This is a genomic window from Cupriavidus consociatus, from assembly GCF_017814975.1.
Taxonomy (GTDB): Bacteria; Pseudomonadota; Gammaproteobacteria; order Burkholderiales; family Burkholderiaceae; genus Cupriavidus; species Cupriavidus consociatus.
The window spans coordinates 83,757-96,146 of sequence record NZ_JAGIQA010000013.1 but is presented as its reverse complement, the minus strand read 5'-3'; the positions used below and the strand labels follow the sequence as shown (position 1 = coordinate 96,146).

The window sequence follows — 12,390 nt, the reverse complement described above, 5'->3', positions numbered from 1 at the left end:
CAGATCGTCGATTATTCGTATTAGGCACAGTACCATGACGGTAGGGCGGGTCAAGCGCGGTTGAAGTCGTGCATTGCACGACGCGCCTCTACCTCCCCGGCATGAATGCCGGGGCTGCACGCGCATCTCGGTGAAGGCACGCTGCCCGCATTGCGCGCGGGCGGCGGTGCCACAGCCATCAAGGATTCTCATGAACAAAGCCCTGCTGGCCGCCAGCGTCGGCCTGCTGCTGTGCGGCTGCTCGACCTATCAGGCCGTGACTCCGGTCGACCCGCTCGACCGTTCCGATCCCAATACCGCCTTCCAGGTACCGGCCGGCGGCGGCCCGCGCGGCGACTACGGCGCCAACGGCATACTGCTGTGCGTGGTGGTGAGCCCGGTAAGCGGCAACAACTATGTCGAGGCCTTCCGTGCCTCGCTGGAGCAGCGCAATTTCGAGGTGAAGATGCTGCAGGCCGAGGCCGCGGCACCGCTGGCGTGCCCGATGGTGGCGTATTACACCGCGCGCAGCGCCTGGTTCTGGACCTCGTACCTGGACAGCGTGGACATCACCGTGTTCCGCCAGGGCGACCGCGTCGGCAAGGCGATCTACAGCGCCAACCGCAGCGCGGGCGGGCTCAACCTGAGCAATCTCGTGGATCCGGCGTCCAAGCTGAACGAGCTGGTCGAGCAGCTGTTCCCGGGCATGCTGCCGGCGCCGTCGGCCGGCAGGCCGCAGGCACCGGCGGCGGGAGCCTGATCAGGTTCCCACGGCCCTCGGCAAACCCGGCTCAGCGCTCCAGCCGGCCCAGCCGCACCACGGTCACGCCGGGGCGAAGCTGGCGCAGCGAAGGCATCACCAGCACGCAGTCGGGATACGGCGTCACCACCGGCTCGCCGTCGCGCCACCCGATCACCGCGCCGGCCTCGGCAAAGGTCTCCAGGCCGGTATAGGGGCCGGCGAAACGGAAATCCATGCTGGCGGCGACCACCGGCTCGGTCACGCGTACCACCCGCTGCGCGGCGGGCAGCGGCTGCAGCCAGCCGGCGGGCAGGTCGGCGGCGTCGACCACGCCGGCGTGCAGCAGGAAGCGCGCGGTGCTGTCCTGCGCCACCGTCACGGCAGCGGGCTCCCAGTGCTGGCCGCATTCGATCAGCAGCGCATTGCGCGGGCTGGCGGGATCGCCGAAGCCGTCGTAGTCGCGCATGCGGCGGCCCTCCGGGTGGCCTTCGTCGACGATCACGTCGGCCGGCGCACCCAGCGCGCGCGACAGGGCGATGCCCTTGTCGAGCGGGCCCGAGACAATCAGCGGGCGGCTTTTCTCATGCATCGAATGCAGGTCGAGCAGCAGGTCGACGGTGTCGATCACCGGACGCATGGCGCGCGCGCGGCGCAGCTCGGAGGAATCGCGGCTGGTGTCATCCAGCGTGGCGGCGGTCCATACGCGGTTGAAGTCCTGGTCAACGAAGCGCGAGGCATCGGGCCGCGCGGGGTCGAAGCTGTGGTAGGCGTCGACGTTGGCGAAGGCCAGCGTCAGGCGGCCGCGGCGCGGGCGCAGGTTGTGGTCGAGCAGCGCCTTGACGGCGATGGCGCCGCAGACTTCGTTGCCGTGGGTGAGGGCGTTGACCATCACGTGCGGGCCGGGCTGGCCGCTGTCGAACGTGTACAGGTAGGGGATGCCGGTGTTGCCGGTGGCGTAGGGGCGGATGTCGGGGAAGGTGACGTCTACGGGGTAGGCGTCGAGGTGGGTGGGGTGGGTCATGGGAATCGGTGTTCTCAGGAGGTGCCCGGCGGCTCGGTGGCTGGCGGGTCGCCGCGATTTATTTTGAGGAGGGTAGTGGTACTGGCAGGCGCCGGCTCTCACCCCCGGCCCCTCTCCCGCGCGCGGGAGAGGGGAGCAAACCGGCGGCGAGGGGCGAAGCCTCCAGCCAGGCCTTTTCATGCTGGCTGTGGCCTCCCCTCTCCCGCCTGCGGATGAGGGGCGGGGGTGAGGGCCGGCGCTGGCAGAAGCGACCACGCCCGCGCTACCCCTCACTCACGAATTCCGGCCGCCTGCACGATCGTCCGGTAACGCCCGGTCTCGCGCTTGATAAAGCTGCCGAACTGCGAAGGATTGCCCGGCGTCACTTCCACGCCCGCCTCGGCCAGCTTCTTCTTCACGTCCGGCAGCGCCAGCACGGCCTGCATCTCGGTGTTGAGCCGGTCGACCACCGGCCTGGGCAGGTTGGCCGGCCCCATCAGGCCAAACCACACACCCATGTCGACGCCCTTCAGCGCCGGCGTCTCGGCCAGTGCCGGCACGTTCGGCGCCACCGCGGCGCGCCTGGCGCCGGTCACGCCATAAGCCTGCACGCGGCCCGCCTGGATATGCGGCAGCGCCGACGACAGCACCATCACCGCCAGGTCGATCTGGCCGCCGAGCAGGTCGGTGGCCATGGCCGAAGCGCCCTTGTACGGCACGTGCGTGATATTGACGTTGCCCTGCTGCTTGATCAGCTCGCCGGCCAGGTTCAGCGGCGTGCCCACGCCCGACGACGCATACGCCAGCTTGCCCGGCTGCGCCTTGGCCAGCGCGATCAGTTCGGCGGCGTTCTTCGCCGGCAGGCCCGGCTTGCCGACCAGCACCATCGGCTGGGTGCCGACGAAGGTCACCGGCGCCAGGTCCTTCTCGCCGTCGTAGCGCACCGCGGCGTTGGTCAGACGCGCGATCGACACCTCGCTGCCCGAGCCCATCAGCAGCGTGTAGCCGTCGGCCTCGGCCTTGACCACCTTGGACGCGCCGATGGTGCCGCCGGCGCCGCCCAGGTTCTCGATGACCACGCTCTGGCCGAGGCGCTTGCCCAGTTCCGGCGCGATGGTGCGGGCGACGAGGTCGACGCTGCCGCCGGCGGTATAGCCCACCACCAGCGTGATCGGCTTGGCGGGCCAGGTGCCGGCAAAGGCGCCGCTGGCGCCAGTGGCAAGGCAGAGTGCGGCAGCGGCCGCGCGCAGGATGGTCTTCATGGTCTTGGCTCTGGGGGTCCCGGAATCGATGTTGTGACCCGATGTTAGTGAGCGCGGGTCCGGCCGGCATGCGGCTTTGGCAAGGGGGGTTGCCGATTCGGCAATGGTGGCGCAAGGGCCGCGACTAGCGCGGCGCCGTCACCGCCGCGCGCCAGAACGCCTCGGCCAGCGGCCGCATCGGCGCGCGCGGGCGGTACAGGCGGATATCGAGGGCGAGGTCGCCGCCTTCGTCGGCCCCGCCGGCTGTGGCGCCGATCGCCCGCACCAGCCGGCCCGCGTGCAGGTCGTCGGCAATCAGCCGCGCGGGCAGCCACGCCAGGCCCATGCGCTGGCGCACCATTTCATGCACCGACTCCGCAAAGTCGCTGACCGCGATCACGTCCAGCCGCGGCGCCAGCTTGCGGCGCGCGATCTCCTGGTTGACCATGCGCCCCAGCGTCAGGGTCTCGGCATAGGCGATCATCGGCACCGGCTTTTCCTTCGTCGCCTTGCCCATGCGCAGCCGGTGCAGCGGCGCGCCGTGCGCGTCGGCGGCGCTGACGCAGACCAGCCGCTCCACGCCGGCCAGGTGGAACTGGTAGCGCGCGTCGTCCAGCATCACCGGCAGGTCGGGCGGGCTGTAGCACAGCAGGAAGTCGGCATCGCCCTCGGCGAACATCGCCAGCGCGTCGTGCATGGGGAAGGTCGACAGCCGCGTGCGGAAGCCTGCCGCGGCCGGGTCGCCGCGCAGCGTCTCGCGCAGGCCGGACAGCCACGCCGGCACCATCGAGCGCGCCAGCGTCTTGCCGGTGGCAATGGTCACGGTACTGGCGTCGGCCCGGTGCGCGGCGCGCAGCGCCAGCCGCGTTTCGTCCAGCGTGCGCAGCGCGCCCTGCGCGGCTTCCAGGAACAGGCGGCCCTCGGCGGTAAGACGCACCGGGAACACGCTGCGGTCGATCAGCGGGGCGCCGGCCCACACTTCCACGGCCTGCATGCGCCGGCCGAACGCGGGCGGGGTCACGTTGCGCAACTCGGCGGCGCGCGCCAGGCTGCCGGCCTGTGCCAGGCAGACGAAGTCTTCGAGCCAGCGGATATGCATGGAAGGCGGGCGGTGGGGGTTGGTCTGCCCTCATTATCGGCAAAAGCCTGGCAAAACCGCCCGCCGTCTTGCATGCCACCTGGCGCCATCGGCGTCGCGCGTGGTGGCGCGGATGATTGCTACGCCTGCGCCACCCGCCGGCGCCAGCCATGGGGCGTCTCGCCAGTCCAGCGTTTGAACGCGTGCGTGAACGCGCTCTGCTCGGAATACCCCAGCCGCATCGCGCACTGCGCCAGGCTGACCGAGGGATCGGCCAGGTATTGCTCGGCCAGCGCACGCCGCACGTTATCCACAAGCTGTGAATAACTGATGCCCTGCGCCTGCAGGCGGCGCTGCAACGTGCGCACCGGCAGCCGCAGGTGCGCGGCCACGTCGGCGACCGGCAGTTCGCCGTCCTGCAGGCGGGCGCTGATATAGGCACGCGCCTGCGCCAGTTCGTCGGCGCCGGCGAGGACGCAACGCTGCAGTTGCGAGTCGGCGATGCGGGTCATCTGCGCCTGCATGCCGGCATCGGCCTGCAGCGAGGGCAGCGCCAGCAGCGCCGGGGCGATATGCATGGCATGGCGGCCGGTGCCGAAGGCGACCGGGCAGCCGAACACCTCGGCGTGCAGGCTGGTGTCGGCTGGCGCCGGGTGCGGGAATTCAACCTGCGTGGCGATGTAGCGGTCGCCGATCAGCCAGCGCGCGAACACCGTCCAGGTCGCCATGTGCAGCTCATGCGCGTGGCGCGACAGCGGCCCGTGCTGCGCGGTCCAGGTCATGCATGCCATGCCCGGCGCTTCGACCAGGCGGGTGCGGCCGATATCGTTGGCCAGCACTTCATAGCGTATGCCCTGCAGGATGGCGTCGCGCACGGTCGGCGTGGTCAGCACCACATAGCCCATCTCGGCATAGTGGCGCGGCACGAAGGCGGCGCCCGCGCGCAGCCCGACATGCGCATCGCCGGTGGCCTCGCCGAGCCAGTCGAGCAGCGCGAGGTAGGCGGCACCCGGGATGCGCGTGGCGATCGGCGCACCGCTGGCGCCGAGGATGTCGGCCGCCACGCCGACGGCGCGCAGCTGGTCGGCGGCGGCAATGCCCTGGCGTTCGCCGTGGTCGAGCACGGCGCGCAGGTAAGCCAGCGACACGGTGCCAGATACCGTGGCACCGCCGGCGGGCGGGATGGCGCGTGGCATCAAATCACCTGTCATGCGAAATCAAGACGGGGCACCGATCTTTATCCAAACTACAGGTAGCGTCAATGCGGGCGGATCCCGGCCTGACATCCCGCCCTGACAACATCACCGACGCACAGGAGACCACATGCCCCCGCATTCCCAACCTGCGCCGCAACGGGGCGCAGATGCCGGCGCCGAGGCGCTGCACGCGCTGTCGCGCCGCGGCTTCCTCAAGGTCGGACTTGGCTTCTCGGCCGCGCTGGCGTGTGCCGCGCTGGTGCCGTCGCTGGCCGGCTGCAGTGCGGCCGATGCCGCGCCGCAGGCCGGCATGGCCTGGCTTCGGCCCGACGACGTGGCCATGTTCCGCGCGCTGCTGCCGGCCGTCGTCACCGAACTTGCCGAGGCGCCGCCGCCGCGGCGCGAGGCCCTGGTGCAGGAGACGCTGCGCAATATCGACACCAGCTGCGCCGCGATGAACGCCGGTGCGCAGGCCGAGCTGCGCAAGCTGTTCGGCCTGCTCGCCAGCACGCCGCTGCGCTGGGCGCTGGCCGGCATCCGCCAGCCCTGGAACGCCACCACGCCGGCGCAGGTCCAGGCCTTCCTGGAACGCTGGCGCGCCAGCCGGCTGGCCACGCTCAATGCCGGCGCGGTGGTGCTGGTCAAGCTCGCCAGCGTGAGCTATTACGTGCTGCCTGCCGCCTGGGCGGGCAGCGGCTATCCCGGCCCCAATGCGCCGGTCTACAAGGCGCTGCACGCCTGAACCCCGACATGGCCATCGACAATCTCTACGACGCCGGCATCGCCGCCGGCTGGAAGGTGCTGGATGCGGCCACCTTCGCCGCCTCCCGCACGCTCGACGCGGACGTTGTCATCGTCGGCAGCGGCGCGGGCGGCGGCATCAGCGCCGAAACGCTGAGCCGCGCCGGACTGCGCGTGGTGCTGCTGGAAGAAGGCGCGCTGCGCACCTCCGACAGCTTCCGCGACATGGACGAGAACCGTGCCTACCGCGAGCTGTACCAGGAGGCCGCGGCGCGCACCACTGCCGATGGCGCCATCGCCATCCTGCAGGGCCGCGCCGTCGGCGGCAGCACCACGGTGAACTGGTCGTCCAGCTTCCGTACACCGCCGCAGACGCTGGCGCACTGGGCCGGGCACCACGCCGTCAGCGGCCACGGCGAGGCTGACATGGCGCCGTGGTTCGCGCAGGTGGAAGCGCGCCTGGGCATCGCACCCTGGGCCATGGCGCCCAATCCCAACAACGACGTGCTGCGCCGCGGCTGCGAAAAGCTGGGCTGGGAGTGGCACGTCATCCCGCGCAACGTGAAGGGCTGCTGGAACTCCGGCTATTGCGGCTTCGGCTGCCCGGTCAATGCCAAGCAGTCGATGCTGGTATCGACCATCCCGGCGGCGCTGGCGGCCGGCGCGACGCTGGTGCACCGGGTGCGGGTACGCACGCTCGAACACGACGGGCAGCGCGTGCAATCGGTCATCGGCGAAGCGCTCGGTGCCGATGGCCGCATGCCCACCGGCGTGGGCGTGACCGTGCGCGCGCGGCACGTGGTCGTCGCCGGCGGCGCCATCAACACGCCGGGGCTGCTGCTGCGCTCGCGCGTGCCGGATCCGCATGGACGGCTGGGCGTGCGCACTTTCATCCATCCGGTGAATATCAGTATCGCCGTCATGCCGGAGAAAATCGATCCCTATTATGGCGCGCCGCAATCGGTCGCCTCCGACCACTTCCAGTGGGCCAACGGCGCCACCGGCCCGATGGGCTACAAGCTGGAAGTGCCGCCGCTGTTCCCCGGCATCAGCGCCGGCGTGCTCAACGGCGTCGGCGACGCACTGCGGCGCGATATCGCGCAGTTGCCCAACACCAACGCCATGCTGGCGCTGCTGCGCGATGGCTTCGTGCTACAGAGCGAGGGCGGGCGCGTGCGGCTGGCCGCCGACGGCAGCCCGCTGCTCGACTATGAGATGAGCGACTACGCCTGGGACGGCGTGCGCCGCGCATGGCTGAGCATGGCGCAGGCGCAGTTCGCCGCGGGCGCGGTCAAGGTGCGGCCAGCCCACCTGGATGCCACCGACTACCGCAGCTGGCCCGAAGCACGCGACGCGATCGCCAGGCTGCCGCTCAAGCCGTTCCGCACGGCGCTGTTCACCGCGCACCTGATGGGCGGCTGCGGCATGAGCGACGACGCCCGCCGCGGCGTAGTGGACAGCCATGGGCGCCACCACCAGCTGGCCAACCTGTCGGTGTTCGATGGCTCGGTCTTTCCCACCAGCGTGGGGGCCAATCCCCAGCTGTCAGTGTTCGCGCTGACGGCACAGAATGCAGAGGCGCTGGCACGAAATATCACGACATGATGGATCAGCGCCGCTGCGGTGCAGGTGAAAAAAAACCAGTGGCGGTGTGCCACTGGTTTTTTTCGCTTGAACCGCCGACTGTTTGCTCCCTCTCCCGCAAGCGGGAGAGGGAGCACACCCTCGGCAGGCGATGCTGCGTTACTGCGTCACCGGTTGCTGCCCCGCCGGCGCCGCCTGCTGCGCCACCGCGCTGTCCGCCTTCAACCCGCCACCCAGCGCGCGATACAGGTCGATCGCGTTGTTCAGCCGCAGCTGCCGCGCCTGGATCAGCGCCTGCTCCGCGGTGAACAGCTGGCGCTGCGCATCGAGCTCGTCCAGGTAGCTGGCCACGCCGGTGCGGAAGCGCAGGCGCGACAGCTCGTAGCGAGCGGCTTCGGCATCGCGCACCTGTTCCTGCCCCGTGACCTGGTCTTCCAGCGTGCCGCGCGCCACCAGTGCATCCGCCACTTCCGCGAAGGCCGTCTGGATGGTCTTCTCGTAGTTGGCGATCTGGATGTTCTTGCGCACGTTGGCCAAGTCCAGGTTCGACAGGTTGCGGCCATAGTCGAAGATCGGCAGCGTCAGCTGCGGCGCGAACGACCATGCGCGCGTGCCGGCATCGAACAGCCCGGAGAAGGTCGGGCTGATGGTGCCCACGCTGGTGGTCAGCGAGATGCGCGGGAAGAACGCCGCCCGCGCCGCGCCGATATTGGCGTTGGCCGACAGCAGCAGCTGCTCGGCCTGGCGGATGTCGGGACGCTGCTCCAGCAGCTCCGACGGCAGGCCCGCCGGGATATCGCTGATGATGCGCTCGTCCGACAGCCGCATCGGCTCCGGCAAGTTCTCGATGGTGCCGATGGGCTTGCCCACCAGCACTTCGAGCGCGTTCTGCGCCTGGGCGCGCTGGCGTGCCAGCTGCGCCGCGGAGACGCGTGCCTGCGCCACCAGTGACTCGTTGTCACGCAGGTCCAGCGCCGAGGTGGCGCCGGCGTCAAAACGCTTCTTGGCCAGGCCGTAGGTGCTTTCGCGCGCCTGCAGCGTATTGCGCGCCAGCTCGTACTGCTCGGCAAAGGAGCGCTCGGCCAGGTAGGCCTTGGCGACTTCCGACACCAGCGAGATATACGCCGAGCGGTGCGCTTCTTCGGTGGCGAAGTACTGCGCCAGCGCGGCATTGGACAGGCTGCGCACGCGCCCGAAGAAATCGAGCTCGTACGACGAGATGCCCAGGCCGACGCGGTAGACCTCGGTCACTCCCGGCTGGCCCAGCACGGTGGCCGCTTCGGCCGGCGTGGTACGGGCGCGGGTGTAGCCGCCTTCCACATTGATCGTGGGCAGCAGGTCGGCGCGCTGCACCTGGTAGGTGGCGCGCGCTTCCTCGATGCGCAGCGCGGCCTGGCGCAGGTCGCGGTTGTTATCCAGCGAGGTGGCGATCAGCGCCTGCAGGCGCGGGTCGCGGAAGAACTCGCGCCAGCCGATGTCGGTCGCGCGGCGGGTCTCGCCGCTCGTCACCTCGGCGGTGGCGTAGCCCTCCGGTGCCACCGGAAAGCTGCCGGCCACCGGCGGGGCGGGGCGCTCATACTTGGGCGCCAGGGTGCAGCCGCTCAGAACGCCGGCCACCAGCAGCAGTGTGGTCAGGGTCTTGGTCATGTCAGATTTCCTCTTGCGGGTCATGCCACTTCTTGTCCAGCATGCGCTGGCGCTCGCTGCCCTTGAAGCGCTTGCGCACCACGACGAAGAAGACCGGCACCAGGAAGATCGCCAGCACCGTGGCCGTGATCATCCCGCCCATCACGCCGGTACCAATCGCGCGCTGGCTGCCCGAGCCGGCGCCGGTGGCGATCGCCAGCGGCAGCACGCCCAGGATGAACGCCATCGACGTCATCAGGATCGGGCGGAAGCGCAGGTGCACCGCTTCCAGCGTGGATTCGATCAGGCCCTTGCCTTGCGCCTGCAGGTCCTTGGCGAATTCCACGATCAGGATGGCGTTCTTCGCCGACAGGCCAATCGTGGCGATCAGGCCCACCTTGAAGTACACATCGTTAGGCATGCCGCGCAGCGTCACGCCGAGCAGCGCGCCGAGCACGCCCAGCGGCACCACCAGCAGCACCGAGAACGGGATCGACCAGCTTTCATACAGCGCGGCCAGGCACAGGAACACGATGATCAGCGACAGCGTGTACAGGATCGGTTCCTGCGAGCCGGCCAGGCGCTCTTCATACGACTGGCCCGACCACTCGAAGCCGAAGCCCGGCGGCAGCTTGGCGAAGTTCTCTTCCATCGCGCGCATGGCTTCGCCGGTACTGCGTCCCGGCGCGGCCTGGCCCGCGATCTTCACCGCCGGCATGCCGTTGTAGCGCTCCAGGCGCGGCGAGCCCATGATCCACTTGGAAGTCGCGAACGCCGCGAACGCCACCATGTCGCCGTTGCTGTTCTTCACGCGCAGCTTGGTCAGGTCGTCCGGCAGGCGGCGGTCGGCGCCCTCGGCCTGCACGATCACCTTGCGCACCCGGCCTTCATAGATGAAGTCGTTGACGTAGCTGGAGCCGAACGCGATCGACAGCGTCGAATTGATCTCGGCCACCGACACGCCCAGCGCACGCGCCTTCTCGCGGTCGATGTCGATCTGCAGCTGCGGCGCGTCTTCCTGGCCTTCGGGGCGCACGCCCATCAGCACCGGGTTCTGCGCGGCCATGCCGAGCATCATGTTGCGCGCTTCCATCAGCTTGGCGTGACCCTGGCCGGTGCGGTCCTGCAGGCGGAAGTCAAAGCCGGAGGAGTTGCCCAGCTCGGAAATCGCCGGCGGGTTGAGCGGGAAGATGATCGCGTCCTTGATGAACGACAGCGCGCCGAAGGCACGGCCGACCAGCGCCTGCGCGTTCTCGCCCTCGCCGGTGCGTTCCTTCCAGTCCTTCAGGCGCACGAACGCGATACCGCCGTTCTGGCCGCGGCCGAAGAAGGAGAAGCCCGCCACCGTGATCATCTGGTCCACCACCTTGCTTTCCTTCTGCAGGTAGTAGTCCTCGATCTGTTTGAGCACGCCGATGGTACGGTCCTGGGTCGCGCCGTTGGGCAGCTGCACCACGGTGATCATGTAGCCCTGGTCTTCATCGGGCAGGAACGACGACGGCAGGCGCTTGAACAGCACCACCACGCCGAGGATGATCAGCGCGTAGATGATCAGGTATCGGCCGGTGCGCTTGAGGATGCGCGCCACTACGCCCTGGTAGCTGGTCGAGGCGCGCGCGAAGGTGCGGTTGAACCAGCCGAAGAAACCCTTCTTCTCATGGTGGTGGCCGGCTTCCACGGGCTTGAGCAGCGTCGCGCACAGCGCCGGGGTCAGCGTCAGCGCCAGCAGCGCCGAGAATGCCATCGAGGCAATCAGCGACAGCGAGAACTGGCGGTAGATGTTGCCCACCGAGCCCGAGAAGAATGCCATCGGGATGAACACCGCGGTCAGCACCAGCGTGATGCCGACGATGGCGCCGGTGATCTGGCCCATGGCCTTGCGCGTGGCTTCACGTGGCGAGAGTCCTTCCTCGCTCATGATCCGCTCGACGTTCTCGACCACCACGATGGCATCGTCCACCAGGATACCGATCGCCAGCACCATGCCGAACATGGTCAGCACGTTGATCGAGAAGCCGAACGCCAGCAGCGCGCCGAACGTGCCCAGCAGCGCGATCGGCACCACCAGCGTCGGGATCAGCGTGGCGCGGAAGTTCTGCAGGAACAGGTACATCACCAGGAACACCAGCACCACGGCTTCCAGCAGCGTCTTGATCACTTCCTCGATCGAGATCTTGACGAAGGCCGAGGTGTCGTAAGGCACCGAGTACTGGTAGTCCCCCGGGAAGGTCTTCGACAGCTCTTCCATCTTGGCGCGCACCGCGGTGGCCGTGGCCAGCGCGTTGCCGGTCGGGGCCAGCTTGATGGCGATGGCCGCCGAGGGCTTGCCGTTGGTGCGGGCCAGCGTCGAGTAGTCGGCGCCGCCCAGCTCCACGCGGCCCACGTCCTTGATGCGCACCGACGAACCGTCGGGGTTGGTGCGCAGCAGGATGTTGCCGAACTGCTCAGGCGTGGACAGCCGGCTCTCGGTGGTGACGGTGGCGTTCAGCTCGGTGCCCTTGGGCGAGGGCGTGCCGCCCAGTTCGCCCACGGCGACCTGCACGTTCTGCTCGCTCACCGCGGCGGTCACGTCCAGCGGCGTCAGGTTGTAGCCGGTCAGCTTGGACGGGTCCAGCCAGATGCGCATGGCGTACTCGGTGCCGAACAGGTCGGCCTGGCCCACGCCCGGCACGCGGCGGATCGAGTCGATCACCTGCGCCGAGACATAGTTGCCGAGCTGGATCGCGCTGGCCGTGCCGGACTTGGACGACACGGTCAGGAACATCATGTAGTTGTTCCCGGCCTTGTCCACGCGCACGCCCTGCTGGCGCACTTCCGCCGGCAGGCGCGCTTCCACGCGCTTGAGGCGGTTCTGCACTTCGACCGAGTTCAGGTCGACGTTGGAACCCGGCGCGAACGCGATGGTGATCGTCGCCAGGCCGGTCGATTCGCTGGTCGAGTTGTAGTAGAGCAGGTTGGGGGCGCCGTTAAGCTCCTGCTCGATCACCGAAGTGACGGAATCCTCCAGCGTCTTGGCCGACGCACCCGGATAGGTTGCCGTGACCGAGATCGTAGGCGGGGCGATGTTCGGGTACTGCGCGATCGGCAACTGCATGATCGACAATATCCCGCCCAGCACGATGATCAGCGCGAGCACCCACGCGAACACCGGCCGGTCGATAAAAAACTTGGCCATAAGACTGGCTCCCTCTTTGTCTAGCCCT

The 12,390-nt window shown here is 69.0% G+C and carries 9 protein-coding genes; 3 read left to right on the top strand and 6 right to left on the bottom strand.

What is annotated here, in order from left to right:
• Positions 1 to 190: 190 nt before the first annotated feature.
• Positions 191 to 739 (top strand): Sbal_3080 family lipoprotein, encoded by a 549-nt coding sequence (locus J8I82_RS18815; RefSeq protein ID WP_209760168.1) that lies wholly within the window; start codon positions 191 to 193, stop codon positions 737 to 739.
• A gap of 31 nt (positions 740 to 770) precedes the next feature.
• On the opposite strand, the gene J8I82_RS18810 is transcribed toward J8I82_RS18815, so the two are convergent.
• From J8I82_RS18810 to J8I82_RS18795, 4 genes are all read right to left on the bottom strand, one after another.
• On the bottom strand, positions 771 to 1,742 hold the full coding sequence (locus J8I82_RS18810) for a M14 family metallopeptidase (RefSeq protein ID WP_209760166.1): 972 nt from the start codon (positions 1,740 to 1,742) through the stop codon (positions 771 to 773).
• A 269-nt stretch (positions 1,743 to 2,011) separates the two neighbouring features.
• Complete coding sequence (locus tag J8I82_RS18805) at positions 2,012 to 2,983, bottom strand: Bug family tripartite tricarboxylate transporter substrate binding protein (RefSeq protein WP_209760164.1); 972 nt, start codon at positions 2,981 to 2,983, stop codon at positions 2,012 to 2,014.
• Between the two features lie 124 nt (positions 2,984 to 3,107).
• Positions 3,108 to 4,061: a LysR family transcriptional regulator gene (locus J8I82_RS18800; protein ID WP_209760162.1), complete on the bottom strand. Its 954-nt coding sequence runs from the start codon at positions 4,059 to 4,061 to the stop codon at positions 3,108 to 3,110.
• A 119-nt stretch (positions 4,062 to 4,180) separates the two neighbouring features.
• A complete protein-coding gene (locus J8I82_RS18795) occupies positions 4,181 to 5,236 on the bottom strand; it encodes an AraC family transcriptional regulator (RefSeq protein WP_209760159.1) in 1,056 nt (351 codons plus the stop codon).
• Positions 5,237 to 5,363: 127 nt separating this feature from the next.
• Between J8I82_RS18795 and J8I82_RS18790 the strand changes: the two genes are divergently transcribed.
• Both J8I82_RS18790 and J8I82_RS18785 read left to right on the top strand, forming a co-directional pair.
• The gene (locus tag J8I82_RS18790; protein ID WP_209760157.1) at positions 5,364 to 5,978 is read left to right on the top strand and encodes a hypothetical protein; all 615 of its coding nucleotides are present in this window, start codon (positions 5,364 to 5,366) and stop codon (positions 5,976 to 5,978) included.
• 8 nt (positions 5,979 to 5,986) lie between these two features.
• On the top strand, positions 5,987 to 7,582 hold the full coding sequence (locus tag J8I82_RS18785) for a GMC family oxidoreductase (RefSeq protein ID WP_209760155.1): 1,596 nt from the start codon (positions 5,987 to 5,989) through the stop codon (positions 7,580 to 7,582).
• A gap of 138 nt (positions 7,583 to 7,720) precedes the next feature.
• Here J8I82_RS18785 and J8I82_RS18780 read toward each other — a convergent pair whose 3' ends face one another.
• Both J8I82_RS18780 and J8I82_RS18775 read right to left on the bottom strand, forming a co-directional pair.
• Positions 7,721 to 9,208 carry an efflux transporter outer membrane subunit gene (locus J8I82_RS18780; protein WP_209760153.1) on the bottom strand — a complete coding sequence of 496 codons (1,488 nt, stop codon included), beginning with the start codon at positions 9,206 to 9,208 and terminating at the stop codon, positions 7,721 to 7,723.
• Position 9,209: 1 nt separating this feature from the next.
• Positions 9,210 to 12,362 (bottom strand): efflux RND transporter permease subunit, encoded by a 3,153-nt coding sequence (locus J8I82_RS18775; protein ID WP_209760151.1) that lies wholly within the window; start codon positions 12,360 to 12,362, stop codon positions 9,210 to 9,212.
• Positions 12,363 to 12,390 lie beyond the last annotated feature (28 nt).

Coding starts and splice junctions, on each gene's coding strand:
- J8I82_RS18790 (WP_209760157.1), top strand. CDS start 5,364: ATGCCCCCGCATTCCCAACCTGCGCCGCAACGGGGCGCAGATGCCGGC.
- J8I82_RS18780 (WP_209760153.1), bottom strand. CDS start 9,208: ATGACCAAGACCCTGACCACACTGCTGCTGGTGGCCGGCGTTCTGAGC.
- J8I82_RS18795 (WP_209760159.1), bottom strand. CDS start 5,236: ATGCCACGCGCCATCCCGCCCGCCGGCGGTGCCACGGTATCTGGCACC.
- J8I82_RS18805 (WP_209760164.1), bottom strand. CDS start 2,983: ATGAAGACCATCCTGCGCGCGGCCGCTGCCGCACTCTGCCTTGCCACT.
- J8I82_RS18800 (WP_209760162.1), bottom strand. CDS start 4,061: ATGCATATCCGCTGGCTCGAAGACTTCGTCTGCCTGGCACAGGCCGGC.
- J8I82_RS18785 (WP_209760155.1), top strand. CDS start 5,987: ATGGCCATCGACAATCTCTACGACGCCGGCATCGCCGCCGGCTGGAAG.
- J8I82_RS18815 (WP_209760168.1), top strand. CDS start 191: ATGAACAAAGCCCTGCTGGCCGCCAGCGTCGGCCTGCTGCTGTGCGGC.
- J8I82_RS18775 (WP_209760151.1), bottom strand. CDS start 12,362: ATGGCCAAGTTTTTTATCGACCGGCCGGTGTTCGCGTGGGTGCTCGCG.
- J8I82_RS18810 (WP_209760166.1), bottom strand. CDS start 1,742: ATGACCCACCCCACCCACCTCGACGCCTACCCCGTAGACGTCACCTTC.